We start from the raw sequence: 25,358 nt of genomic DNA on the forward strand, positions 1-25,358 counted from the left end.
GGGCAATGATCCATGCAAAATCCGATGGCGCAAGGTTATTTGATTCACAGCCAAAATCACGGGGACTTTACCATTGCGCCCGAGCTATGGCTTAAAAATCAGCAACAACAAACCGTCCTGTTGCGTTATCTCGCCCTGCCCTTAGCAGAAAACGGGCAGACCTTGTGGCTAGGGTTAGACTCGTTAACTAACCTGAGCGCCTGTGAAGCCTTTTCTTTTCTCACCGGCAAAACCATTGAGCCGGTATTAATTGAAAGCCAAACGCTAAAAACCGCATTGCAGGATTTATCCCCGCGCGTCGAAAAAGTCGAAGAAAATCAACCGCTCTTTTATTCCGCACTGTCACAGGAACAGCCGACACAACCGTATGACGAACCGATTATTCGGCTGTTAAATGATATTTTTGAAAGCGCGACGGCACAAAAAGCCTCCGATATTCATCTGGAACCGCAAGCAGACTGCCTGCAAACCCGTTTTCGCATTGACCGTGCTGCAGGTGCAAAACACCATTCCCTTATCCATAGCGAGCCGACTGATTTCTCGTTTAAAATTATTGGCAAAACTGGATATTAGCGAAACCCGCCTGCCGCAAGACGGACGCTTTCAGTTTAAAACGACGTTTTCCGACACGCTGGATTTTCGCCTTTCCACCCTTGCCACCCAATTCGGTGAAAAAGCGGTCCTGCGTTTGCAACAAAATCGTCCCGTGCAACTGGCATTCGGTGAACTGGGCATGACGGAATCACAGCAACAGCGTTTTCGTCGTGCCTTGAGCCAACCACAAGGCTTGATTTTAGTCACCGGTCCGACAGGCAGCGGCAAAAGTATTTCTTTATATACGGCGTTGCAGTACTTAAATACGTCTGAAAAACACATTATGACGGCGGAAGATCCCATTGAAATTCAGCTCCCAGGCATTATTCAAAGCCAAGTGAATCACCCTATCGGCTTGGATTTCAGCCGATTGCTTCGCACCTTTTTACGCCAAGATCCGGACATTATTATGTTAGGTGAAATTCGTGATGAAGAAAGTGCCGCCATGGCATTACGCGCCGCACAAACGGGGCATTTGGTGCTTTCGACGCTACATACCAACGACGCCCCTTCCGCCATTTCCCGCCTGCAACAACTCGGCATTCAACGCCATGAAATCGACGGCAGTTTGTTGCTGGTGATCGCCCAACGTTTGGTGCGCAAACGCTGCCAAAAGTGCGGTGGAAATGCCACGCGTTTTTGCGATTGCCATCAAGGCTACAAAGGGCGTGTCGGGGTCTATCAATTCCTGCAACCGAATTTACAACATCCGCAGGGCTATGAAACGGATTTCGCCGATTTAGGCCAAAGCGCTTTAGAAAAACTCAAAGACGGCACAACAGATTTAACCGAAATCCAACGGGTGTTAGGACAAACTCATGATTAAATTGAAACTGTTTCAATGGCGCGCCGTTAATCGACTACAGCAAAAACAAAAAGGCTTAATCGTGGCGGAAACGGAGGCGATGGCACAACAACAGCTGCTTTCATGCGGGTTGCAAAACATCAAATTACAACAAAACTGGCAATTTAGCCACAAACCGAAAAATGCCGACATCTGCACGCTGCTTTCCCAACTGGCGACGCTGTTACAAGCCGCCGTGCCGCTGAAAAACAGCCTGCAAATTTTATTGCAAAATTGTACCAATATTGCGTTGAATCGCCGGCTACGCTGCTTGCTACAGGAGATTGAAAGCGGCTTAGCATTTTCTCAAGCATTGGAACAACAAGGTTTATACTTAACCTATCAGGAACGCCAACTGATTCAGGTGGGTGAAATGACAGGCAAACTTGCCGCCGTTTGTCATGAAATCGCACAACATAAACAACAGGCGCTGGCGTTGCAGCGTAAAATTCAGAAAATCCTGCTTTATCCGTTGCTGGTGCTCGGAATCTCATTGATTTTGACCGCACTTTTATTGCTGTTCATCGTGCCGCAATTTGCCGCCATGTATGACAACAGCAACGCGCAACTGCCCGTGTTCACGCAGGTTTTACTAGCCCTTTCCCAAGGCTTGCAGGGTTATTGGTTCGCGCTGCTCATGTTTATTGCACTGACCGTGGCGTTAATTCGCTTTCGCCTCAAACATTCGCCTTGGCTTAACCGACAAAAAAACCGGCTGATTAACAGTATTCCGCTACTTAATCGTATCGTACAACTCTCCCGTTTAGTGGGATTCAGTCACAGCTTGTTTTTGATGTTACAGGCAGGTATTCCGCTGAATCAGGCGCTACAATCTTTCCTACCGAAACAACAAAGCTGGCAAACTAAACCGCAGCAGCAAGGGGATTGGCTGCTTATTGCGGGAGTGCAATCGGCACTGCATTGGATTCAACAAGGCTATCCGTTCTCCGCCAGCGTAAGCGGACAAATCTTCCCGCCGGCGGCACAACAAATGCTGCAAGTCGGCGAACAAAGCGGTCAATTGCCGAAAATGCTGCAATTTATCGCCAACGATCATCAGCAACAATTGGATCACCAAATCGATCTACTGTCACAAATGCTGGAACCGTTGTTGATGGTAATTATCGGCGGGCTGATCGGCTTGATTATGCTCGGTATGTATTTACCGATTTTCAACATGGGCTCGCTGGTACAATGATGTGGCTACTTTTTTTGCTTGGTGGCGCACTATGCGGGTGGCGTGTTCATCGTTATGTAGAACATTTCGCCGATAACCTCAGCCGCGAGGTTCATGCCGCCTACACGGAAATTTACCCGCAAAACCCACCGCACTTTACAGCGGAAAAGTCGATTCTGAAACCGCTTAAACGGCATTTTTCCGCGCCCCTTTACAGCCTTTTATTCACCTTGCTGTTCATTATTTGTTATGCCATCAATGAACCGTTACAAGCCCTATGCTTTGCCCTTTATGGCGCCTTATTAATTGCCATTTCCCTAGTGGATTGGCACTATCGCTTGATTTCACCCGCCTTATGCCAAGCCTTGTTTACCCTCGGTTTAGGCGCGGCATACTGGCAAATCGGCACATTAACATTGGAGCAAAGCCTGCAAAGTGCGGTTGTTTTTTTCGGTGTTTTTTATGCCATCTACCACGCCGCAAAATGGTACTACCGACAAGAAGCTCTCGGACGCGGCGATTATTGGTTGGCACTGGGCTTAGGCGTTTTTCTCCCGGCACACCAATTTCCTGTTTTTTTATTCCTCGCCTGCTTTTTCGGCTTACTTTATGCTGCCTACGCCAAATACCAACATCGCACACTCAACGCCGTGCCTTTCGGTCCCTTTATGTCCCTAGCCGGCGTGGTCTGTTTATTGCTTAATTGATGTCATGAACGTATGATCGTCCTATCATTGATTAAGCAAAGGAAACAACATGACTTATGTGGTCGGGTTAACCGGTGGGATCGGCAGTGGCAAAAGCACCGTTGCCGATTTGTTTGCCGAACTTGGTGTGTCGGTGATTGATGCGGATGTGGTGGCGCGTCAGGTGGTAGAAAAAGGCTCGCCGTTATTGGCAGAAATCGCTGAACATTTCGGCGAGGAAATTTTGCTTGCCGACGGTTCACTCAATCGCACCGCCTTACGGGAGAAGGTGTTTGCCGATGAATCGCAAAAACAGTGGCTGAATCAGTTGTTGCACCCCGCCATTCGTCGCGAAATGTTAAAACAGTTGGCAGTGCAACGTGCGCCTTATTGTCTTTTTGTGGTGCCCTTATTAATTGAAAATAAATTGACCGCACTTTGCCAACGGATTTTAGTAGTGGATGTGAGTGAACAAACCCAACTAGAACGGGCAAATCGGCGGGATAACAATCAGTTGGCGCTTATTAAAAATATTATGCAATCGCAAGTCAGCCGTGCGGAACGCTTAAAGTACGCCGATGATGTCATTAATAATGACGAGGATTTAGCCCGAAACCTGCCTCAACTGAAGCAAAAAGTGCTAGACTTGCACCACCTCTATTTACAATTTGCGGAGATATTTAATGAGCGATGAAACCTTTACCGTGCCCTGCCCTATTTGCTACAAAGCAGTGGTTTGGTCGGAGCAAAGCCCTTATCGTCCGTTTTGCAGCAAACGCTGTCAATTAATTGATTTAGGCGAATGGGCGGCGGAAGAAAAAGCCATTCCATGCGAAACCGCCGATTTTGCGGCAGACGGTTTGTTAAACGAAGACAATGATTGGGTAAAACACTAATGCACATTCAACACGAGCAAAATGCGGAACAGGGTGCCTTCTTTATTTTAGACGAGCAACAACGGCGCATTGCCGAACTCACCTATTTTTTCATTGATGACAACACCATTAACGCTGACCACACCTATGTGTCGGAAGCGCTGCGCGGGCAAGGCGTGGCGGATAAGCTATATCAGGCGTTAGTGGAATTTATTCGGGAAAAGCAACTCAAGCTCAAACCGACCTGTAGCTACATTGCAAAAAAATGGCAGCGCGACCGGGCGCATGGTTGAGATCTTGACATTATCTTGTTAAAATCCACCGCACTTTATGTGCAAACATAAATTGTTCGGACGAAGGTAGCTGGAGAGCGGGGAATCGACCCCACGCCGACGAGGTAAAATCTTTCAGGCGCGATGGCAGGGACTGTTACTGGACGAACCCTTGGAGAGATCCAAGGTACTTTTAAAGCGTTTACTTTCAAGGTAACGACTTTTTAAGTGCTAATGGACGCCGAAGGCGCAAAGAAGCTTGATTCCATCAGGCTTTTCAAACGCTCAGGCAAAAGGACAGGGGCAGGAGATATTCGGTTAGCGTTAACTCAAGGCAATTGGGTTAATTTTTCATTTTGTTGATCCGCAACATTCTTTTCGCCTCCTTGTAATTTGGTTATTTACGAGGAACCTCAAATGTCATTAGAAGGCGTTTTATCTGCAATAAATACTTTCGTATGGGGACCGCCCCTACTCATTTTATTATCCGGCACGGGATTATATTTAACCCTGCGTCTGGGCTTCATTCAAATCATCCAATTGCCGCGCGCATTGCGCTATTTATTTAAACGGGATTCCGGTTTGCAGCAAAAAGGCGACGTGTCCTCTTTCGCCGCGCTATGCACCGCCCTTGCCGCCACCATCGGCACGGGAAATATCGTGGGCGTTGCCACTGCCGTACAGGCGGGCGGACCGGGTGCGATTTTCTGGATGTGGTTGGTGGCATTGCTCGGCATGGCGACCAAATACGCCGAATGTTTACTGGCGGTGAAATATCGCGTGAGGGATAAAAACGGCTTTATGGCGGGCGGTCCGATGTATTACATTGAGCGCGGTCTCGGCTTAGGCTGGCTGGCGAAGCTGTTTGCCGTGTTCGGCGTGCTGGTGGCATTTTTCGGCATCGGTACTTTCCCGCAAGTAAACGCCATCACCCACGCTATGAACGACACCTTCAGCATTCCGATTCCTGCCACGGCGGCGGTTATCACTATTTTAGTGGGCTTGATTATTCTCGGTGGGGTAAAACGTATCGCCTTGGTGTCCTCTTACATCGTGCCGTTTATGGCGTTATCTTATGTCGCCACTTCCATCGTCATTATGCTGTTAAATTTAGAAAAAATTCCGACCGCACTTCAGTTAATCGTTCATAGCGCTTTCAATCCGGAAGCAGCATTGGGCGGCGCGCTGGGCTTTAGCGTCATGAAAGCCATTCAATCGGGCGTGGCGCGGGGGATTTTCTCTAATGAATCGGGCTTAGGAAGTGCACCTATTGCCGCCGCTGCCGCGCAAACCAAAGAACCGGTGCGTCAAGGGTTGATTTCCATGACCGGCACGTTCCTTGATACGATCATTGTCTGCACCATGACGGGCATTGTGTTAGTACTTACCGGCGCATGGCAATCGCCCGGCATGGAAGGCGCCGCCGTCACCAATTTCGCTTTTTCAAGCGGCTTAAACTCCTCTGTCGGCGCGACTATTGTGACCATTGGCTTGTTATTTTTCGCTTTTACCACGATTCTCGGCTGGTGTTATTACGGCGAACGCTGTTTTGTGTATTTGGTCGGTATCAAAGGCATTAAACTTTACCGCGCCGTTTTCATTGCGTTGGTCGGCTGCGGGGCGTTTATTCAGTTAAATCTCATTTGGATTCTGGCGGATATCGTCAACGGTCTAATGGTTTTCCCGAATTTGGTGGCGTTAATCGGCTTACGTAAAGTGGTGATTGAGGAAACCAAAGATTATTTTACCCGTTTGAAAACCAACCAACGCGACCTGGATGAAATGGCGTAATGTGATGGTGTAAAAGCGGATATTAAAAAACAATATCCGCTTTATCATAACAATTTTGGTTCACAAAAAAGGTTTCTTTTTTCAATTATCAGACCCAGATCATATTTTTCGGATTTTCTCCTCCAACCATCAAAAAAACCTTGAAAAGTCCAATCAACATAACTATGTTGTAACTAAGGATTTTAACCGGGTCTTCGACCCATTCACAACAATAAGAGGTAAATGCTATGACATTAAATATCACAAGCAAACAAATGGATATAACCCCTGCAATCCGCGCCCACGTTGAAGAACGACTCAGCAAACTGAAAAAATGGCATACCCAACTGATAAATCCTCACTTTATTTTAAATAAAACCCCTAAGGGCTTCTCTGTTGATGCTTCCATCGGCACCCCGTTCGGCAATCTGATTGCCAGTGCCGAAGAGGAAGATATGTACAAAGCCATCAACGACGTAGAAGAAAAATTGGAGAGACAGCTCAACAAGCTACAGCATAAGAGTGAATCCCGCCGCGCAGAAGAACGCTTAAAAGATTCGTTTAATGAATAAAAAACACCCGTGAAAATGACCGCACTTTAGAAGTGCGGTTTCTAATTTTCTCCCCCTTCTTGTCCTTTCCTATAAACAAACCATTTATCAATAGATAACTTATTGCTAGAATACAGCTTCGCTTTCTTTAAATTCATAAGGCTAAGGAATGTTAAAAAAAGTTATTTTTTCTGTAGTTACATTACTATTAGTCGGATGTGCAGACGATCCTATAACACCAATCCCGGGAGAATTTGCCGGCGCCGATTATCTACTATCTGACATTGATGCAAAACGTTGGGCTTTTGATAGTAAGCAAGCAGAACAGTGTATTTACCCTAATTTAACCCGAATACAAAAAGAACATTTTTCTCGGGAAGATACTTATATTTATTCTCAATACATACTCTTATATCCATTAGAAAACATCATCGGAGAAAAATACTTAAAAATAATTCAAAATGATGAAAAATCTATGTTATACGCTACTTATCAATATAAGAAATTTAAATTTGAAGAAGTTGAGTATTTAGATCATTTTAAATGCCAAACCTTACGCACTAATGCCCGTGATGATTTAGATGTAGTTAAAGGTAAATATAAGAATGGTATGATTGAAGAAAAGAAAACCGAAGGTGGAGAGAATTCGGATCAAGGGGTTGCTACCAGTGAAAATAGATTCTTCTTTGATATCATAAAATGGGGTACTACATTGCTACTCTAATATTCCGGAAAAACCAAACGTACTTCAGGAAGCAGGAGTACGTTTTATTGTGATGCCACAAAAAAGCTTATTTATTCAATAACAAACCTATCATAGGCTACACGCAAAATGTGAAAAAAGTAAAATTGAAGAACCTTCCCACAACGGCCGAGAAGTTATCGGCTTGGAATAACCCGCCTAAATCTAAAGAAAAACAGTTATAGCGAAAACTATCAGTACTTTTGTATGTGAAAAATGTAGTTAGAAATGACTGTGGTCTAATTTCTGTATACGTACGTGGCATCATGATGTCGATGCGGCCATTGGTGTTGGAAAGGACTGATACCAAGGACGGATCCGTTCGGGTTTGCCGAATGCTGTTTGTTAGGTTAAGGTGGTTGTCGTTGTACTGTACCACGATCAAGTTTTGATTGAAGTGCGGTCAGTTCTTCCTGCGTTTTTTCGTCTAGCGATTGGTTCACATCAAGCTACGTTCAATGCGCTACCCCGTTTAGTCCGCAGTTATGAGCGATGTAAATGGCTTTAGGAGACTAGGAATAAATACTCGATACACGGGTTCACAATAAAAAACCCTTGTCAACAGGACAAGGGCGATGGTAAAAAATGAGTTAAAAACTAACCCATACCGTATTTTTTTAATTTTTTACGCAATGTACCGCGGTTAATACCAAGCATTGTCGCCGCACGGGTCTGATTACCACGGGTATATTGCATCACCATATCTAACATCGGATGTTCAACTTCTGCCAAGACCAATTCATAAAGCTCATTCACATCTTGACCGTCTAATTGAGACAAGTAGTTTCTTAAAGCCTGTTTTACCGAATCACGCAGAGGTTTATTGGTTACTTGTGACTGAGAATTTAATACTGAAACCGTTAACGCTTCAGCCGGATTGCGTTGTTGTTCTAACATTGTTCTATCCATGTAAATATTAACTTAAAAAATTGTTCTAACGCGTGTAATTGCTCTTTAGCGGAGGTTAGCGCATTAAAACGTTGCTTAAAAACAGAATCGGGGTGAATATCCTGTAAGTACCAAGTGATATGCTTGCGTGCGATGCGATACCCTTTTTCTTCGCCGTAAAATCGATGAAGATCGCGGATATGCTGCAAAATCACACTACATTTTTCTTCTAAACTTGGTTCCGCAACGATCGAATGTTGCTCAATTAAGCCGACCACCGTTTGAAACAACCAAGGTCGCCCCAATGCACCACGTCCGATCATTATGCCGTCCGCCCCCGTGTAATCGAGAACGAATTTGGCTTGTTCGGCAAAAGTTATATCGCCGTTGGCAATCACCGGAAGGGAAACATTTTGCTTCACCGCTTTAATGGAATCGTATTCCGCCACACCTTCAAATTTACAGGCGCGCGTACGACCATGCACGGTGAGCGCTTGAATTCCGCTTTGTTCTGCGATTTTGGCGATTTCTACACAATTTCGATTTTCCATATCCCAACCTGTGCGAATCTTCAAGGTTACCGGAACCTTAACTGCTTTCACCACAGCCTCAAGAATCCGTCGAACCAAGTCAGGATATTGCAAAAGGGCGGAACCCGCCATTTTACGATTCACCTTTTTTGCTGGACAGCCCATATTAATATCGATAATCTGAGCGCCGTATTCCACATTCACTTGAGCGGCTTGCGCCATTCCATCAGGATCGGAACCCGCGATTTGTACGGCATTAATCCCTGCTTCTTGGTGATGCGCCAAGCGCAGTTTCGATTTCTCGGTATACCATACCTGTGGATTGGTTGACATCATTTCGGAGAAGGTCAAACCTGCACCATAATTGGCGCAAATTCGCCGAAAAGGCAAATCGGTAACACCCGCCATAGGAGCCAATAAAATGCGATTTTTTAATTGATAAGAACCAATGCGCACCGCGACCCCACTACTTTCCGGCAACTTGACCAAATGCCCTTGCCAACCGACAAGGTGGGCTATCATACGCACTTTTAGGGCGTTTGAAAAGTGTATTTTTTAGACAATCTGTAATTTTTTTTCATTCTTTTAACTTCGTCAAATTTCTGAAAAAAAATCATAAGAAAGGCTTGACATTATCCATAAATTTTATATGGATTTTGAAGTAATTGAAGGGGGAAAACAAAAAGTGCGGTGATTTTTTTCACTGTTTTTCAGCGCTTGAAAACACCGCTAAAAACCACCGCACTTTTATGTCATAGGGCATGATTCAACATTTCAGCTTGCCCGTAATCCGACACCATTCTTCACGTTCTGCCACCAGCGCCAACACAAAACCCTCGGCATAAACATTGCACACGGACTGCGCCTGGGTTGCCAGAATACCCGATAAACCCAAATCACCGTTCGGTTTCACCAATTGGCTAATCACGGGATAAAGCTCTTTTAACGGACCGGCGAGAATGTTCGCCACCACTACATCGGCGTTTAAATCCGATGGTCTTTCATCAGACAAACACAGCTGCAAACGATCGGCGACGCCGTTTTGCTCTGCATTATTGCGACTTGCCAGAATCGCCTGCGGATCGATGTCAATACCCACCGCACTTTTTGCCCCCAGTTTCAACGCCGCAATGGCAAGAATGCCGGAACCGCAACCGAAATCAATCACAGTTTTGCCTTGCAAACCTAAGCCGTCCAGCCACTCCAGGCATAACGCCGTAGTCGGGTGGGTTCCCGTACCGAACGCCAGCCCCGGATCAAGCATCACGTTTACTGCGTTAGGATCAGGCACTTCACGCCAACTCGGACAAATCCACAAGCGCTTGCCGAATTGCATCGGGTGGAAATTATCCATCCATTCACGTTCCCAATCTTTATCTTCGATTTGCTCGATTTTATAAGCGGCATGATTGTCCAAATACTTTGCCTGTTTAAGCTGCGTCACCACCGCGTTCATGTCGGTTTCCGCATCAAACAAAGCAATCACATCCGTATTACCCCACAAACGGGTTTCCCCCTGCAGCGGCTCAAAAATCGGCGTGTCCTGACTGTCCATAAAAGTCACTGATACCGATCCGATTTCTTCTAAGAAATCACTGAGTTGCTCTGCCTTTTCGTTAGTACTGTTCAGGCGAATTTGAATCCAAGCCATACTTATTCCTTATTATTTCCCGTAACCTTCGTAATAATAAGATTGCTCAATACCTTTAAAAATCATCTCACGGTTATTCACATCATCAGTCAAATTACTTTGTAATAAAAAGCGAATTTCCAAATCATTAATCGGACTGCGCTCCATAGCTTGTAAATACAACGTTTTATCTACATTTTGCCAATTAACCACTTTGCCTAAGTTTTTCTTTAAAATTAAATCTAACCAAATACGGGTTGAACGTCCATTTCCTTCCCAAAACGGATGCGCAATATTCATTTCCACATATTTGTTAATAATTTCTTCAAAACTGCTTTCGGGCATTTGCTCTATTTTCCCTAACGCCTCCTTTAAATAAAGCGAGTTGGCAAAACGAAAATTTCCCTTGGAAATATTTTGTTCCCGAATCACGCCGGCAAACTCATACAAATCTTGAAATAAATAGCGATGAATCTGCTGCAATCCCCGCGTAGTTCCTACTTCCATTTGATGAATATCACCCGTTTCAAACAAGCGGTAAGCATTTTCTAAACTTTGCTGATCTGTTTTTTTCATTGAATTCACCCGTTATTTTCACCGCACTTTATCAGCAATTCCTCCTATTTTATTTCCCACCAAAAACGCCGCCAAACCGAACACCAGCGCCGGGACAATAGGGTTGAAGCCGAATAATTTAATGCCGAATTGGGTGAGCAAAATAAATGAGATTAAGCCTGCTAACATGGAGCTGATCGCGCCGTAGGCATTGGCTTTATCCCAATATAAGCCGAATATGATGGCCCACAAAAATGCCGCTTCCAACCCACCGAAGGCAAACAGATTCAGCCAAATGATCATATCCGGCGGATTGAGGGAGGCGAAGATTAAAAGTGCGGTCAAAATTAACGTAATTATTGAGGAGATTCGCCCGATACGTTTTTGATTTTGCGCCGCCTGTGGTTTTGTCGCTAAATATAAATCCTTCACGAAAATGGAAGAAGATTGAATCAGCTGCGCATCCACCGTAGACATGATTGCCGACATCGGCGCGGCAAGGAAAATGCCCGCGACGATAGGCGGTAACACTTGTAACATTAGGCTTGGAATGACTTTGTCCGACACTGTTAAAGCCGGCACTACAACACGACCTAATGCGCCCGCCAAGTGCATACCTAACATAACCACCGTCAACACAATAGTGCCAATAAGCATACCGCTGTGCAAGGCTTTGCTGTCTTTAAATGCCATGCAACGTACCGCCGTGTGCGGCAAGCCGACCACACCAAAGCACACCAAAATCCAGAAGGACGCCATGAATTGAAAATCCAGCATGTCGTTCGGTCCGTACGGGCTAACCAGACTTGGGTCGATTTCAGTTAATTTTTTGACCGCACTTTCTATGCCGCCCACCTGATAAATCACACCGACCAATAACACAATGGTGCCTAAAATCATCACTGTGCCTTGGATGGTATCCGTCAGTACCACCGCGCGGAAGCCGCCGACATAGGTATAAATCCCCACTGTCAGGGCAAAAATCAACAAGGCTTGGGTATAAGGAATGCCGATGGTAGTCTCCAATAAACGGGCGCCGCCGATAAACTGCACGGTCATGGCGGCAAAAAAGGCGATAAGCAACGCCACACAGGCAATCCACACTAAATATTTGTTTTTGTAGCGATACAGAAGCAGATCGTTGATTGTTAAAGCGTTGGTTTTGCGGGAAAGTAATGCGAATTTTTTCCCCAAAGCACCGAGCGCCAACCACACTGCCGGCACTTGAATCATGGCAAGCAACACCCAACCCAAGCCGTATTTATACGCGGCACCCGGTCCGCCGATGAAAGAACTGGCACTGGCATAAGTGGAGGCGGTGGTCATGGCGAGCACAAAGCCCGTCATAGAGCGGTTGCCCACATAATATTCGGAAAGAAAATCGCCGCTTTTTTGGCGTTTAACATAAGCGTAAATCGCCGCGCCGAATACAAACGCCAAGTAAATCACTAACGGAAAAATGATGCCTAAATTCACTGTTTATTCTCCGTCATGTTTTGCGTTTGGGATTCCACATCCAACGGAATATCCTGAAATACAATTTTAATCAGCCAATATGCCACCACAATAAACAGAATCGGCAGATAAATACAGGCAAGTTCAAACCACAACGGAAAACCCATAGGACCGTGCGTACCTTTTGGCAAATACGCGCATAAGCACCAACCGACCACATAAAGCAGCGTTAAACCCAGCGACCACCGCGCTTCTTTCGTGGCTTGTTTATAGCGTTGTTGTAAATCCATTACATCATCCTTCATTGAAAACCTTAAAAAGTTTTGCTCATTTCTAAATAAATCCGGTTTTTATCATAACGATAAAACGGATGATTGCTGTCGTTTTTTTGATACGACCATGTTAGTTTAGGAGTGATGCCCAAAAAGTACAGGTTACGATGCCATACAGTAAGTGCGGCTTGATATTCGTTGTTTTTTTGGCGAATGCTAAAGAAATCAATGTTGTTATAAGTTCGTCTGGCATAGGCAAGGGAAATGCGGGTAGAAATGCCCAACGGCCATTCCTGCACCCAGCCCAAACGAAGATTTTTACGCTGATAGGCATTATCGCTATCACGGGTATTTTCGCGGTTGTAATCCACCCCGGCAAACCAATATTGCCCGCTGTAAGGCAGGAATAACAAAGTGTTCGACCACAAATAATTATTGCCGCTTAAATGTTTGCGCTTCACATAACGCTGTTCGCCATACTCAAGTGCGGTGGAAATTTGCCACATTTTATGAAACCAATGGCTTAATTCAAAACGTACGCCGGAGTTTTTAGAAAATTGCTTCATAGCATCACTGCCGGAAGATCCGCCGGAATACCAACGACGTTCGGCGAAAGGCAACAACACCACTTCGGTATTTGCCGTTTGATAGCCCAAGCCTGCCCCGATACGGGCGTTGAATTCGTTATATTTCTTGTTATCCCAATAATATTTGCCTTGTCCGTCCCAAATAAATTTGGCGAAAACATTTTTTGGCAGCGACCATTTCTTTTCACTACTGAGATAATAAGAAAGCCCGTGTGCCGATTCGCGTTGCCACGCCTGCCAGCCACCGATACGTGTACCCGCTTTTGGTGCATTACTGACGTTCGATTCATTTAAAAAACTAATACCGCCGCTGATTCTCCATTGATCACGTTGGTTGATCGCCGTTAAATACTGATCGATCACGTGCTGCGATTGTTCATCATTCACTTCCGCACGGAGTTTTTGGAACTGATCTTTTGCTGCTTCGTTATCATTATTCAAAAATAACGCGTGCGCTAATTGATAACGCAACTGCAAAATATCGGGACGTTGTGCAAACAAAGTGCGATATTCCTGCACCGCACGGGAATAATTCCCTTGTTTGGTCGCTATAATGGCCTCCGCCCAAGCTAATAAAAATGGATCCTGCTGTGGCAGATTCTGGTATAACGGCAACAGCAGTTCCACCGCCTCCGTATTATTCTGCAGCACCGCCGGAATCAACCCGCGAATAATTAAGTCAGGATGCTTTGCCAGCTCTTCTTTGGTGATGGAAAGGGTGTGCTTATTATCGCTACTCTCTGTTTGCACCGGCTGCGGTTGCGCAAGCTGAGGCTTCGCCACTTGAATACGCTCTTCCGGCAAATTATTTCTCGGTTCCGGTCTCTCTTCGGCGTAGACCATACTTGTTGCTGCAAGCGACAAAGCAAAAAAGAAAAAAGAATGGTTAAGTTTCATTGCGTATAAATTTGTAGAAATGAATAAAGCAAGCCGTAGCTTGCTTTATTCTATCCATTAAGAACTATGGATTAGGTTTAGCACTGTCATCTTTTTTTGCACCAAACGCACCATACCAAGGTTTGTCTCCTGATCTATGAAATGCGCCAGCCAATGCTTCGGCATTATTACCATAGAATTTACCCTCCACGGTAGCCTCGCCAGATAAATGCTTAGATGTAGCTTTTCCCTCAAAACTGTTATTAGAAATAGTTGCATTCATATTAATTACTTGAGAATCAGCGGACATATTTTTACGTTCTAAGGTTCCTGGCCCAAAGATAAATCGACCATCTAATTTTTTTGACCCAAAATCAGCTCTAATTTCTGCTTTACCTTTTGTTAATTGCTCACTAGCTCCGATAGGGGCGCCATCACTCTTCTGACCACCTATAACTACACTACCGGAATAGCGGACTTCACCCGCATTAGGGATATTTTTAGCAATTTCTCCATTGTAAAATACTTGATCATTAGGGAAATCTTCTGTCTTAGAAGATAAATAACCATATTGATAAAGGCTATTGTTCTCGCCTATAAAACTATAACTATCAGAATCTTCAAGTAGATTAATTTTATGTCCAGCAATATCTAACGCTTTTAGATTTGAATTACTATTTATTGAAGTTTTTGATACATCACCTTTTTCTGAAACTGAAAATACAGCGCCAGTATTAACTACAGGTGTCGGAGTACCGGAACCACCGCCGCCACTTCCGCAAGCTGTAACGGTTAATGATGTTAATACAATAAGACTCAATTTTGAAATTGAGTGTTTAAAATTACTCATAAAAAAACTCCTTAGAAATTAAAGTAATAGTCTAATATTTAATTAATAATCCCACTAAATTTTATAACTGCTTGAAATTTTTAAGTGGACGTAATCGCATAAACTGCTTGGGCGGTTTAACACAATAAACAAAATACGTTTATTGAAAATTAATAAAAGTGCGAAAAAAAACCGGAATATTTTATTCATAAGCTCATTTCTTTGCTTACCTATCCCTAAAACGTTCTTTAACACATTGAAAAACTTTGTTTTTTCTGACCGCACTTTATTAAATTAAGTTAAGGCTAAATATGCGGCTTATTCGTGCATACCTAATTTTTTCTCCAAATAGTGGATATTAGTGCCACCTTTTTGGAAGTTTTCATCGTCTAAAATAAGATCATGTAACGGGATATTGGTTTTAATACCGTCAATGATAGTTTCCGATAGCGCATTTTGCATACGACGAATCGCCACTTCACGGACATCACCGTAAGTGATGAGCTTCGCGATCATAGAATCATAGTGCGGCGGAACCGTATAACCGGCGTAAATATGGGAATCCCAACGCACACCCAATCCACCCGGCGAGTGTAAATGCACCACTTTGCCCGGCGAAGGCAGGAAGGTTTTCGGATCTTCCGCGTTAATACGACACTCAATAGCGTGCCCTTTCACTTTAATATCTTCCTGTTTAAAGGAAATCGGCAAGCCGGAAGCGATATGTAATTGTTCTTTCACCAAATCCACACCAGTGATCATTTCGGTCACCGGGTGCTCTACCTGAATACGGGTGTTCATTTCAATGAAATAGAATTCGCCGTTTTCATACAAGAACTCAAAAGTACCCGCACCACGGTAACCGATTTCTACGCAGGCTTTCGCACAGCGGGAACCGATGTCGCGACGCACTTCTTCGGCAATGCCCGGGGCCGGTGCTTCTTCCACCACTTTTTGGTGGCGACGCTGCATGGAGCAATCACGTTCTGCAAGATATACTGCGTTGCCGTGGGTGTCGGCTAATACTTGGATTTCCACATGGCGTGGGTTTTCCAAATATTTTTCCATGTAAACCATGTCGTTGTTAAAAGCGGCTTTGGCTTCCGCTTTGGTCATGGCAATAGATTCTTCCAAAGTATCTTCACTACGCACCACGCGCATACCACGACCACCACCGCCACCGGAGGCTTTGATAATAATCGGGTAGCCGATACGTTTGGCGATTTCTTTATTTTTCGCGATGTCGGAACTTAACGGACCGTCAGAACCCGGCACGCAAGGCACGCCGGCTTTTTTCATGGCGTTAATGGCGGATACTTTATCACCCATTAAACGAATCACATCAGCGGTCGGACCGATAAAAATGAAACCTGAACTTTCCACCTGCTCGGCGAAATCGGCATTTTCGGAAAGGAAACCATAGCCCGGGTGAATAGCGTCGGCGCCGGTCACTTCGGCGGCGGCAATAATCGCCGGGATATTTAAATAACTTTTTGCCGATTGGGCCGGACCGATACATACGGTTTCATCGGCAAGCAGAACGTGTTTCAATTCACGGTCTGCGGTGGAATGTACGGCGACGGTTTTAATGCCTAATTCTTTGCAAGCGCGCAAAATTCGCAGTGCGATTTCACCGCGATTGGCAATGACAACTTTTTCTAACATAATCAATCCATTCTTTGTTTAAATTATGGTCTGTTGTGCGAATTATTCGATAATAATCAACGGCTCATCAAATTCAACAGGATCACCATCATTTACCAGAATAGCTTTAACTACACCTGCTTTATCCGCTTCAATGCGGTTCATCATTTTCATCGCTTCAACGATACAAAGGGCGTCGCCCACTTTCACAGTTTGACCCACGTCAACAAAAGCCTTCGCTTCAGGGCTTGGGCTGCGATAGAAAGTTCCCACCATCGGAGAACGGATTTTATGTCCGGCAACTTCTTCGGAAGCCGCAGGCGCTGCAGCCGGGGCAGGACTTGCTGCCGGTGCGGATGGGGTCGGTGCGGCAACAGGCGCAGCCGGTGCCGCCATTGGCACGGTATATTGAACGGAAGCCGGAGAACCGCGATTAATACGAACCGATTCCTCACCTTCGGAGATCTCAAGCTCCATAATGCCCGATTCTTCGACGAGTTCGATTAATTTTTTAATTTTACGAATGTCCATAATTGTTTCCTAAAAGATGCAAATTTCAACCGCACTTTTCGTGAAAAAAGTGCGGTCCGGATTAAGTTTAAATTTTTGCCCGAGAGATTACCTGAAAATAATCATTTTGGCGACAAAATTCTGTTATTTTTCGTCAATTTTCGCTGAATTTCGCTTTTTTGCCAGATAATTTAACGCGAATTGCAGGGCAAATTCGTAACCCTGAGCGCCACAGCCGCAAATCACGCTTTCCGCCACATCGCTGAAATAGGAATGGTGACGGAACGGTTCGCGTTTGTGAATGTTGGACAAATGCACTTCCACAAAAGGAATCGCCACCGCCAATAACGCGTCTCGCAAGGCAACGCTGGTATGCGTATAAGCGGCAGGATTAATGATAATAAAATCCACTTTTTGAAAACTTTGATGGATTTGTTCGATTAATTTTTCTTCGCTATTGGCTTGAAAGCAGGTTAATGCGACGCCTTGCAGCCCTGCCAGCTGGTGCATTTTGGCTTCGATCATGCCTAAAGATAAATGCCCGTAATGGCTCGGCTCACGCACACCTAACATATTCAAATTCGGACCGTTTAACAGCAAGATATTGTATTTTGATGACATATTCTACTCCTCTCATTCACTTGCTTATTAAGGATTTAATGATTTTCCACTTTTCGACTGCATTAATTTGTAAAACGTCGCGAAAACCTACCGCACTTTTAATCTACTTTAACTTCGCTAACAAATTCGGAATCCAATCCCACCAAAGGCAAATCGGAACCCGGCCAGCGTCTCACCAATTGATAATCCATTAAACTTAACGTATCCAGCCCCGGTGTGACATTCGGCGTATATTGCTGCGCCATGCGCGCCAGTTGGGTTAAACCGAAGCTGCTTTCGATACTGGAACTGATCACCGCTTTAATTCCCAGCACGTGCGCTTGTTCAATCAATGCGGTGCAGTGCTCGATAGATCCCACCAAGGTCGGTTTAATTACAATCGCCGCCAAGTGCGGTTCTTTTTCCACGCAAAAACCAGGTTCACGCACGCTTTCATCCCAGGCGATATTAATGCCTGTTTCGGCGGCGAATTGACGGCTTTCCTCACGGGTTTTGCACGGTTCTTCCAAAAACTGGATGCGCGCACGATGCCCGGGTTTCACATATTTGGCGAAAAGCTGTGCTTTAGCGGGCGTCCAGCTGCGGTTGGCATCCAAACGAAGTTGCAAATCGGGAATAGCCTCCAACAACATATCCGCAATCATGCCGTCGCGGTTGGCTTCATACATCCCCACTTTAATCTTGGCGACCTTTTCGCCCTGCATCCGATCCAGCGGTTCATACAACTCATCCGGATCGCCATAACACAACGGCGCCACCTGATAGTTTCCCTCGTCATCCAACCTGCCTTTCATTTCCATTAACGCACAACTTAAACCGAACGCCACGGAAGGATATAAATCCGGCGTGAGTTCCAGTTTCACATTGCAACGGCGCGCTTCATCCCATTTTTTCAGCCATTCAATTGCCTGCGCCTGCGCCTCGTCTAAAGTTTCTTGGCTAAATTCCGGCAACGGCGCAATTTCGCCCCAGCCTTTATGTTCACCGCAACAGACTTTCACCAACAACCCCTCGCGTTTTTTCAAAAAACGATTACGTAAAATCAGTTGGGAATCTACAGGAATGGCATAGCGGTAAAGATTATAACTTCGATTCGTCATCGTTTTCTCTTTGATAAAAGACTTGACCTACTCGATCAATATGTTCAATGAAATCAGGATTTGACAGTTGATGATAAATAGATAAATCAAATAAATACGGCGAATCAGAATCATCCAATTCGCCCGCAATCTTCAACAATACAGAATAAGTAAGATTTTCACCTTTTAAGGTTAAATCAACATCGGAACCTTCCCTATAGTTTCCCTTCGCTCTGGAACCATAAATAACTGCCGTTTCAATCTCAGGATATTTTCTCAAAATCGAATGGATCTGCTCAATAGATTTATCGCTTAATCCAAACTTTGACATAATTGTTCAACCCGTTGTTTAAATTGAAGAAAAAGGGGTAAATAAAGTGTCATAATTTTACTAAACTCTTGCGCCAGAATTTTTTCATCATAGGTATGCACGGTGATATTTCGACTTTTCACCATTTCAAGCCATATATCACCTTGTTGAATCAATCCACGATTAAACGCCATGCGAGTGGCGGTACGGGAACCCAAAATATCCACAACACCTTCCGCCTGTAAAATATCCTGCATTAATTTCCATGCCAGTTCATGGGTAAACTCAAAACGCTGAATAATGCCCTCCTTAATAATATCAAGGTTGGTATCTGCATACTCATGAAGTGCGGTTTCAAGTTGATTTAACGCCCTCTTATAATTTTCAAAGCGTTGTTTCCAACGAACATCATCTTGCTGCATATTCTATTCCTAATGAGTTAACCGTACGAAGCAGGGAAATTAAGGATTACGTTTGAACTTGCCGAAATCCGGGGCGCGTTTTTCGTTGAAGGCGTTGCGCCCTTCCTGCCCTTCTTCGGTCATGTAGAACAACATGGTGGCATTGCCGGCGAGTTCCTGCAGGCCGGATTGACCGTCGCAATCCGCATTTAACGCCGCTTTTAGGCAACGTAAGGCAATCGGGCTGTTGCGTAACATTTCACGACACCAGCGAACGGTTTCTTTTTCCAACTCGGCATAAGGCACAACGGTGTTCACCAAGCCCATATCCAAGGCTTCCTGCGCGTTGTACTGACGGCACAGAAACCAGATTTCGCGCGCTTTTTTCTGACCGATGATACGCGCCATGTAGCTTGCTCCCCAGCCGCCGTCGAAAGAACCCACTTTCGGACCGGTTTGCCCGTAAATGGCGTTATCGGCGGAAATGGTGAGATCGCACATCATGTGTAACACATGACCGCCGCCGATGGCGTAACCCGCCACCATTGCCACTACCGGTTTCGGGCAGGTGCGAATATCACGTTGGAAATCCAATACATTCAGATGATGCACACCGCTGTCGTCTTTATAGCCGCCGTAGTCGCCGCGTACTTTTTGGTCGCCACCGGAACAGAACGCTTTTTCGCCTTCACCGGTCAACACGATGACGCCGATTTTTTCGTCGAAACGCGCGTCGGCAAAAGCGTTAATCATTTCTTTCACGGTTTGCGGACGGAACGCATTGCGCACTTCCGGGCGGTTGATGGTGATTTTGGCAATGCCATCGGTGGATTTGTGGTAACGAATATCGGTGTAGCCCGCGCTGTGATCGATCCACTCTACCGGCGCATAAAACACATCATCTTTCGGATTTTGCATGAGAAATTCCTTTAAATTAAGGTTAAAAAAGTGCGGTCATTATAGCGGAAGTTTGTGAAATCTGAAAACAAAAAGGGTCGGCTTGACCGACCCTGAGCAGAAGAAAGGAAATTAGTTTTTCGCTTTTGCCGCTGCTTTTACGATAACCGCAAATACCGGGGCTTTTAAGGACGCGCCGCCCACCAATGCACCGTCAATATCCGGTTGGGTGAACAATTCCGCCGCGTTGGCATCGTTTACGGAACCGCCGTATTGAATAATAACTTGATCGGCAACCGCTTGGGATTTTTTCGCGATATGACCGCGAATGAACGCGTGTACCGCTTGCGCTTGCGCCGGAGTGGCAGATTTCCCGGTGCCGATTGCCCAAATCGGTTCGTAGGCAATCACCGCGCCATTGAAGGCTTCCACGCCTAACAGGTTAATCACCGCGTCAATTTGACGGGCGCACACTTCTTCGGTTTTTCCTGCTTCGTTTTCCGCTTCGGATTCACCGATACATAACACCGGCACCAAGCCCGCTTCTTTTAACGCACCGAATTTTTTCGCCACGAATTCATCGCTTTCTTTATGATAAGTACGACGTTCGGAGTGACCAATAATGATATATTTCGCGCCGAAATCTTTTAACATTTCGGTAGAAATATCGCCGGTGAATGCACCTTTCACGTTCACATCAACGTTTTGTGCACCTAAAACAATTTGACTGCCAACCAGCGCAGCTTCCGCTTCCGCCAAATACATCACCGGCGGAGCAATTGCCACATTACAACCGGTCACACCATGCAATTCTTCCTTCAAACCGGTAATTAATTCTCTGGTGAACGCTTTGCTACCGTTTAATTTCCAGTTACCCATAACTAAAGGACGACGAGCCATTTTTTTCTCCTTAATTTAATTGAATAAAAACTGCACCTACTATAACAAAAATCGCCCGCTTTTTCGGTAAAAAAATTACCGTTCTAAAAAATTTTCTTTGCAACAGATGATTCTTTTGGGGTAAAAAGATACAATCTACTGTATAAATTTAACAAAAAATGACCAATTGCCCATGATTAAAATTTTCAAAGCTGAACAATGGAACGTAGAAACCCTCCTGCCGTTATTTGAAGCCTACCGTCTTTCCCACGGCATGGCGGAAAACCCGGAACGGACGTTCACTTTTCTTTCCAATCGTATTCGCTTCGGTGAAAGCATTTTTTTCCTCGCGCTCGATCAATCACAACAGGCAGTCGGTTTTATTCAGCTTTACCCCCGCCTTTCCTCCCTTCAATTACAACGTTACTGGCAATTAACGGATATTTTCGTGCGCGACGGCAATCAAACGAACGACATTTACACCGCACTTATCGCCAAAGCCAAAGAATTTGTCAGCTACACCCAATCCACCCGCTTGGTGATAGAACAGGACAGACAACAACACCATTTGCTGGAACAGGAAGGCTTCCGCTTAAATCCGAAGAAATCGGTGTTTGAATTGAATTTGGCAGGTTGATGAGAAAAAGTGCGGTGGACATTTGTCGTGAATTTCCACCGCACTTTTGTTGGCGTAAGGGCGAACCTACATCTTAAATAATCCGCGAAAACTGTTGTTGTTTTGCTTGTGCGCGGGAATACGTGTCGAAACACAAACAAATATTGCGAATCAACAAACGCCCTTTGGCGGAAACGGTGATTTGTGCTTCGCCGATGTCCAGCAAACCGTCGGCGGCTAAAGGCGCCAGCAGTGCTAAATCCTCGGCGAAATATTGTTTAAAATGAATATGATATTGTTGTTCAATCGGCGCGTAAGCGAGTTTAAAGTTACAAATCAATTGTTTAATCACATCACGACGCAGACAATCTTCTTTGGTCATGGCTAAGCCTTTATGCAACGCAATGCCGTGCATGTCCACCGCCGTATAATAGGCTTTTAAGTCCTTTTGATTTTGTGCGTAAGTATCGCCGAGCAGGCTGATTGCCGACACACCCAAGCCCAGCAAATCACATTCTTCCTGCGTGGTGTAGCCTTGGAAATTGCGGTGTAGCACGCCTTTTTGTTGCGCAATGGCAAGTTCGTCATCGGGTTTAGCGAAATGATCCATGCCGATAAATTTGTAACCGGCGTTGCCCAGCGTTTCGATGGTTTTTTGCAGAATTTCCAGTTTCGCTTCCGGTTTCGGCAACTGCCAATCCTTGATTTTCGCCTGTCCGGCAAAACGGCTCGGCAAATGGGCGTAGTTGAATACGCTTAGACGATCGGGGTTGAGTTCAATCACTTTTTGCAACGTGAACATAAAACCATCAACGGTTTGGAACGGCAAGCCATAAATTAAATCCAGATTGGTGGATTGAAAACCCAGCTCGCGGGCGCGCACCAACAGCGCGTTGACAAAATCCTCATCCTGCTCTCGATTGACCGCTTTTTGCACCTCTTTGTTGAAATCCTGTACGCCCATGCTGATACGGTTGAAACCGATGTGGCGCAAGTGTTCAAGCATGGAAAGTTCGATTTCACGGGGATCCATTTCAATGCTGATTTCCGCGTTGTCGGCGATATTGAAATGATCGCGTAGCATTTGCATCAAACGGGAAGATTGCGCTTCCGTTAAATAGGTCGGCGTGCCACCGCCCCAGTGTACTTGGGTTGTCACGCGATCTGCAAATAATTTCGACCGCACTTGTATTTCCCTTTCCAGAAAATCCAAATAAATATCCGCTTTGTGCTGATGGCGTGTGATGAGTTTATTACAAGCACAGAAATAGCAAAGTTTGTGGCAAAACGGAATGTGAACATATAAGGACAGCGGGCGCTCGGGGTAACGTTGCGCCGCTGCAGTGAAATCGTCATTGGTGTAATTTTCGCTAAATTCCAGCGCCGTCGGATAAGAGGTATAACGCGGACCGGATTGGTTATATTTCTGAATTAATGCTAAATCCCAAATAATCTCGGACATTACATTTTTCCCCACTCTTTATAATGTTTGAATATCGGTCAACAGCCGATGCAGTTCCAATTTAATTTTACTTTCAAGTTCCGCTTCAGCGCTTTCGCGGCGCAAATCCAGGCGCATTCTTTCGTTCTTTTTCAATTCTTTACGCGCATTGTGGGTGGGCATACCTTCCACCATTTCATACAATTGCCACATGGCAGGATAATTTTTAAGCGCCATGCCCACAGGTTCCAGCAACATTTTCAAACGCAGCACGCCTTCCGACAAATTACAATCGCCGTTCAACATGGCTTTGGCGATAATTTCCAGGCTTTCTTTAATGCGATTGATGCGATTTTGGCGGGCAAGTTGCAAGGCTTTTTTCTGTTTTTGTAACGCGAGCAATAAATACACAGCATAGCCGATCATGCCCGCAACAATACACACGGCCGCAATGAGTAAAAGGATTTTCCACATAATCTAAAACATTTATTTGAATTGATTGATGTCGATTCGCTCGAAAGTGCGGTATAAATCTTCGTCGTTTTCCTCGTCTTCCGCAATACCCAATTCGGTCATTAATTGCTCGACGCGCGCCAAACATTCATCCACAAATTGCTGATCCTCGGCAGACAGTTTCTTGCCTTCATCTAATTGATCCAACAACTGATGTAAGCATTCATTATTTTCCAACTGTTCCAATTCCAGCATCGGATCCAATTTTGCTTTAGGCTCGGCTTTCGTGGCAGAAACGGCTTGCGCTTTTTGCGGTTTATTCACAAATTCCACTATTAACGGCACTTTTTTGCGGCTACCGAGACGCGGATCCTGCGCTTCTTTTACCTGTTCGGCGTTTTTACTCTCCGCCGCACTGTGACGGGAGCCCGAACTCAAACCTTTGTGTTTGCGCTTTTTCTTCTCTTCACGCGCTTTCGCGTCGAGTTCATAACGTGTGGCTTTGCGACCTGAATAGGGTTGCTCCGATTTTTTATCGGCTTTGCGCGCCGGCATAATATCCGTAAGGCGGCGGGTCTTTTTCTGACGGGACATACATGCTCTCTTTGGCTAATAAAATTGATCGGCGATTGTATCACTCTACGGGCAATTTAACGAGGGGTATTCAAAAACGCCGGTAAAAAGCACCGCACTTTTAGGCGCTGGAAGGCATTTCGACAGTCGCCTGACGTGCCAATTTCGCTTCCTTTTGCTGTGCGCGGCGTTTTTGGAAGAAGGCGCTGAGTTTTTCGCTGCATTCCTGTTGCAGTACGCCACCGGTGATTTCGATAGCGTGATTCATTTTGTAATCATCGAAAAAATGAAAACGAGAACCCACCGCGCCGGTTTTGTAATCGGCAGCGCCGAACACCAAGCGTTTAATACGGCTGTGTAAAATCGCCCCGGCGCACATGGTGCAAGGCTCAAGGGTCACATATAAGGTGGTGTTAAGCAGACGGTAATTTTGCAACTTCTGCCCTCCTTGACGCAGCGTGACAATTTCCGCGTGTGCGGTGGGATCGGAATGGATAATGGATAAATTCCAGCCTTCACCGATAATTTCCCCCGCTTCACTCACTAACACAGCCCCCACGGGGATTTCCCCCAAAGCTTCGGCTTTGCCCGCCAACATTAGGGCATGGTGCATAAATTTTTCGTCGAGCTGGGTTTGGGATTCGGTCATGATTGAGTTCAGTTAGAGTTAAAGTGCGGTTGTATTTTAAAATGTTTTTTATTTTCCTCTCGCCCGCTTTCGGGAGAGAGACCGACGAAAATTGCATTCAACAATTTTTGTCAGAGAGAGGAGGATACGAACTTTATTTCCCCTCTCTCCCT

Annotated in this window: 29 protein-coding genes, 2 pseudogenes and 1 riboswitch; of the genes and pseudogenes, 10 read left to right on the forward strand and 21 right to left on the reverse strand. The window is 45.2% G+C overall.

Features of this window, described 5'->3' with window-relative positions; all coding sequences use genetic code 11:
- The first annotated feature begins 12 nt into the window (after positions 1 to 12).
- The 9 genes and pseudogenes from LIN98_RS00475 to LIN98_RS00515 all read left to right on the forward strand — a co-directional run bounded on the left by LIN98_RS00475 (position 13) and on the right by LIN98_RS00515 (position 7,493).
- Positions 13 to 1,420, forward strand: a pseudogene (locus tag LIN98_RS00475) (GspE/PulE family protein).
- Positions 1,413 to 2,636, forward strand: coding sequence for a type II secretion system F family protein (locus LIN98_RS00480; RefSeq protein ID WP_148326171.1), 1,224 nt, complete (start codon positions 1,413 to 1,415; stop codon positions 2,634 to 2,636). Before LIN98_RS00475 ends, LIN98_RS00480 begins: the two are co-directional and overlap by 8 nt.
- Positions 2,633 to 3,322: a prepilin peptidase gene (locus LIN98_RS00485; RefSeq protein ID WP_005547547.1), complete on the forward strand. Its 690-nt coding sequence runs from the start codon at positions 2,633 to 2,635 to the stop codon at positions 3,320 to 3,322. Before LIN98_RS00480 ends, LIN98_RS00485 begins: the two co-directional genes overlap by 4 nt.
- Before the next feature lie 49 nt (positions 3,323 to 3,371).
- Positions 3,372 to 3,995 (forward strand): dephospho-CoA kinase, encoded by a 624-nt coding sequence (gene coaE / locus LIN98_RS00490; protein WP_005547548.1) that lies wholly within the window; start codon positions 3,372 to 3,374, stop codon positions 3,993 to 3,995.
- Positions 3,985 to 4,197, forward strand: a complete 213-nt coding sequence (gene yacG / locus LIN98_RS00495; protein ID WP_005567966.1) for a DNA gyrase inhibitor YacG — start codon at positions 3,985 to 3,987, stop codon at positions 4,195 to 4,197. The genes coaE and yacG overlap by 11 nt, the downstream gene beginning before the upstream one ends.
- The gene (locus LIN98_RS00500; RefSeq protein ID WP_005547552.1) at positions 4,197 to 4,469 is read left to right on the forward strand and encodes a GNAT family N-acetyltransferase; all 273 of its coding nucleotides are present in this window, start codon (positions 4,197 to 4,199) and stop codon (positions 4,467 to 4,469) included. The genes yacG and LIN98_RS00500 overlap by 1 nt, the downstream gene beginning before the upstream one ends.
- A gap of 141 nt (positions 4,470 to 4,610) precedes the next feature.
- Positions 4,611 to 4,759: riboswitch (glycine riboswitch) on the forward strand.
- A 106-nt stretch (positions 4,760 to 4,865) separates the two neighbouring features.
- Complete coding sequence (locus LIN98_RS00505; RefSeq protein ID WP_005547554.1) at positions 4,866 to 6,239, forward strand: alanine/glycine:cation symporter family protein; 1,374 nt, start codon at positions 4,866 to 4,868, stop codon at positions 6,237 to 6,239.
- 227 nt (positions 6,240 to 6,466) lie between these two features.
- Positions 6,467 to 6,790 (forward strand): ribosome-associated translation inhibitor RaiA, encoded by a 324-nt coding sequence (gene raiA, locus LIN98_RS00510; RefSeq protein ID WP_005540708.1) that lies wholly within the window; start codon positions 6,467 to 6,469, stop codon positions 6,788 to 6,790.
- 148 nt (positions 6,791 to 6,938) lie between these two features.
- Complete coding sequence (locus tag LIN98_RS00515; RefSeq protein WP_005540709.1) at positions 6,939 to 7,493, forward strand: DUF5358 domain-containing protein; 555 nt, start codon at positions 6,939 to 6,941, stop codon at positions 7,491 to 7,493.
- Positions 7,494 to 7,770: 277 nt separating this feature from the next.
- Here LIN98_RS00515 and LIN98_RS10465 read toward each other — a convergent pair.
- The 17 genes and pseudogenes from LIN98_RS10465 to tpiA form a co-directional block, all read right to left on the reverse strand.
- Positions 7,771 to 7,933 (reverse strand): annotated as a pseudogene (locus LIN98_RS10465) (phosphoribosylformylglycinamidine synthase subunit PurQ); the annotation flags it as partial.
- A gap of 175 nt (positions 7,934 to 8,108) precedes the next feature.
- On the reverse strand, positions 8,109 to 8,408 hold the full coding sequence (gene fis, locus LIN98_RS00520) for a DNA-binding transcriptional regulator Fis (RefSeq protein WP_005540710.1): 300 nt from the start codon (positions 8,406 to 8,408) through the stop codon (positions 8,109 to 8,111).
- A complete protein-coding gene (dusB, locus tag LIN98_RS00525) occupies positions 8,402 to 9,385 on the reverse strand; it encodes a tRNA dihydrouridine synthase DusB (protein WP_249856181.1) in 984 nt (327 codons plus the stop codon). The genes fis and dusB overlap by 7 nt, the downstream gene beginning before the upstream one ends.
- A 310-nt stretch (positions 9,386 to 9,695) precedes the next feature.
- Positions 9,696 to 10,580: a 50S ribosomal protein L11 methyltransferase gene (prmA, locus tag LIN98_RS00530; RefSeq protein WP_005567957.1), complete on the reverse strand. Its 885-nt coding sequence runs from the start codon at positions 10,578 to 10,580 to the stop codon at positions 9,696 to 9,698.
- Positions 10,581 to 10,592: 12 nt separating this feature from the next.
- Positions 10,593 to 11,135, reverse strand: coding sequence for a protein adenylyltransferase Fic (gene fic / locus LIN98_RS00535; protein ID WP_014167442.1), 543 nt, complete (start codon positions 11,133 to 11,135; stop codon positions 10,593 to 10,595).
- A gap of 18 nt (positions 11,136 to 11,153) precedes the next feature.
- A complete protein-coding gene (gene panF / locus LIN98_RS00540) occupies positions 11,154 to 12,590 on the reverse strand; it encodes a sodium/pantothenate symporter (protein ID WP_005567952.1) in 1,437 nt (478 codons plus the stop codon).
- Positions 12,587 to 12,859 (reverse strand): YhdT family protein, encoded by a 273-nt coding sequence (locus LIN98_RS00545; RefSeq protein ID WP_005547570.1) that lies wholly within the window; start codon positions 12,857 to 12,859, stop codon positions 12,587 to 12,589. The genes panF and LIN98_RS00545 overlap by 4 nt, the downstream gene beginning before the upstream one ends.
- Positions 12,860 to 12,882: 23 nt before the next feature.
- Positions 12,883 to 14,325, reverse strand: coding sequence for a surface lipoprotein assembly modifier (locus LIN98_RS00550; RefSeq protein ID WP_005588498.1), 1,443 nt, complete (start codon positions 14,323 to 14,325; stop codon positions 12,883 to 12,885).
- 64 nt (positions 14,326 to 14,389) lie between these two features.
- Positions 14,390 to 15,154 (reverse strand): Slam-dependent surface lipoprotein, encoded by a 765-nt coding sequence (locus tag LIN98_RS00555; protein WP_005588496.1) that lies wholly within the window; start codon positions 15,152 to 15,154, stop codon positions 14,390 to 14,392.
- Positions 15,155 to 15,451: 297 nt separating this feature from the next.
- Positions 15,452 to 16,798 (reverse strand): acetyl-CoA carboxylase biotin carboxylase subunit, encoded by a 1,347-nt coding sequence (accC, locus tag LIN98_RS00560; RefSeq protein WP_005567947.1) that lies wholly within the window; start codon positions 16,796 to 16,798, stop codon positions 15,452 to 15,454.
- A gap of 42 nt (positions 16,799 to 16,840) precedes the next feature.
- Positions 16,841 to 17,308, reverse strand: coding sequence for an acetyl-CoA carboxylase biotin carboxyl carrier protein (gene accB, locus LIN98_RS00565; RefSeq protein WP_005547578.1), 468 nt, complete (start codon positions 17,306 to 17,308; stop codon positions 16,841 to 16,843).
- A gap of 123 nt (positions 17,309 to 17,431) precedes the next feature.
- Positions 17,432 to 17,908, reverse strand: coding sequence for a type II 3-dehydroquinate dehydratase (gene aroQ / locus LIN98_RS00570; RefSeq protein WP_005567945.1), 477 nt, complete (start codon positions 17,906 to 17,908; stop codon positions 17,432 to 17,434).
- A 98-nt stretch (positions 17,909 to 18,006) separates the two neighbouring features.
- Positions 18,007 to 19,008, reverse strand: coding sequence for an o-succinylbenzoate synthase (gene menC, locus LIN98_RS00575; protein WP_005567943.1), 1,002 nt, complete (start codon positions 19,006 to 19,008; stop codon positions 18,007 to 18,009).
- Positions 18,989 to 19,318, reverse strand: a complete 330-nt coding sequence (locus LIN98_RS00580; RefSeq protein WP_005540730.1) for a nucleotidyltransferase domain-containing protein — start codon at positions 19,316 to 19,318, stop codon at positions 18,989 to 18,991. The genes menC and LIN98_RS00580 overlap by 20 nt, the downstream gene beginning before the upstream one ends.
- The gene (locus tag LIN98_RS00585; RefSeq protein ID WP_005567940.1) at positions 19,300 to 19,719 is read right to left on the reverse strand and encodes a nucleotidyltransferase substrate binding protein; all 420 of its coding nucleotides are present in this window, start codon (positions 19,717 to 19,719) and stop codon (positions 19,300 to 19,302) included. Before LIN98_RS00585 ends, LIN98_RS00580 begins: the two co-directional genes overlap by 19 nt.
- Before the next feature lie 39 nt (positions 19,720 to 19,758).
- Entirely contained in the window at positions 19,759 to 20,616 is an 858-nt protein-coding gene (menB, locus tag LIN98_RS00590) for a 1,4-dihydroxy-2-naphthoyl-CoA synthase (protein ID WP_005567937.1), read from the reverse strand.
- Between the two features lie 111 nt (positions 20,617 to 20,727).
- Positions 20,728 to 21,495: a triose-phosphate isomerase gene (gene tpiA, locus LIN98_RS00595; RefSeq protein ID WP_249856127.1), complete on the reverse strand. Its 768-nt coding sequence runs from the start codon at positions 21,493 to 21,495 to the stop codon at positions 20,728 to 20,730.
- A gap of 172 nt (positions 21,496 to 21,667) precedes the next feature.
- Here tpiA and LIN98_RS00600 point away from each other — a divergent pair, with 172 nt between their 5' ends.
- Complete coding sequence (locus LIN98_RS00600) at positions 21,668 to 22,111, forward strand: hypothetical protein (RefSeq protein ID WP_005540737.1); 444 nt, start codon at positions 21,668 to 21,670, stop codon at positions 22,109 to 22,111.
- Positions 22,112 to 22,184: 73 nt separating this feature from the next.
- On the opposite strand, the gene hemN is transcribed toward LIN98_RS00600, so the two are convergent.
- The 4 genes from hemN to tadA all read right to left on the reverse strand — a co-directional run bounded on the left by hemN (position 22,185) and on the right by tadA (position 25,206).
- Positions 22,185 to 23,552, reverse strand: coding sequence for an oxygen-independent coproporphyrinogen III oxidase (hemN, locus tag LIN98_RS00605; protein ID WP_005567933.1), 1,368 nt, complete (start codon positions 23,550 to 23,552; stop codon positions 22,185 to 22,187).
- Positions 23,553 to 23,570: 18 nt separating this feature from the next.
- Positions 23,571 to 24,005 carry a DUF2489 domain-containing protein gene (locus LIN98_RS00610; RefSeq protein ID WP_005540740.1) on the reverse strand — a complete coding sequence of 145 codons (435 nt, stop codon included), beginning with the start codon at positions 24,003 to 24,005 and terminating at the stop codon, positions 23,571 to 23,573.
- Positions 24,006 to 24,017: 12 nt separating this feature from the next.
- Positions 24,018 to 24,578, reverse strand: a complete 561-nt coding sequence (gene yihI, locus LIN98_RS00615) for a Der GTPase-activating protein YihI (RefSeq protein ID WP_005547599.1) — start codon at positions 24,576 to 24,578, stop codon at positions 24,018 to 24,020.
- 100 nt (positions 24,579 to 24,678) lie between these two features.
- Entirely contained in the window at positions 24,679 to 25,206 is a 528-nt protein-coding gene (tadA, locus tag LIN98_RS00620; RefSeq protein ID WP_005547601.1) for a tRNA adenosine(34) deaminase TadA, read from the reverse strand.
- Positions 25,207 to 25,358 lie beyond the last annotated feature (152 nt).

The sequence above is a fragment of the Aggregatibacter actinomycetemcomitans genome (assembly GCF_023518055.1).
GTDB classification, from domain to species: Bacteria; Pseudomonadota; Gammaproteobacteria; order Enterobacterales; family Pasteurellaceae; genus Aggregatibacter; species Aggregatibacter actinomycetemcomitans.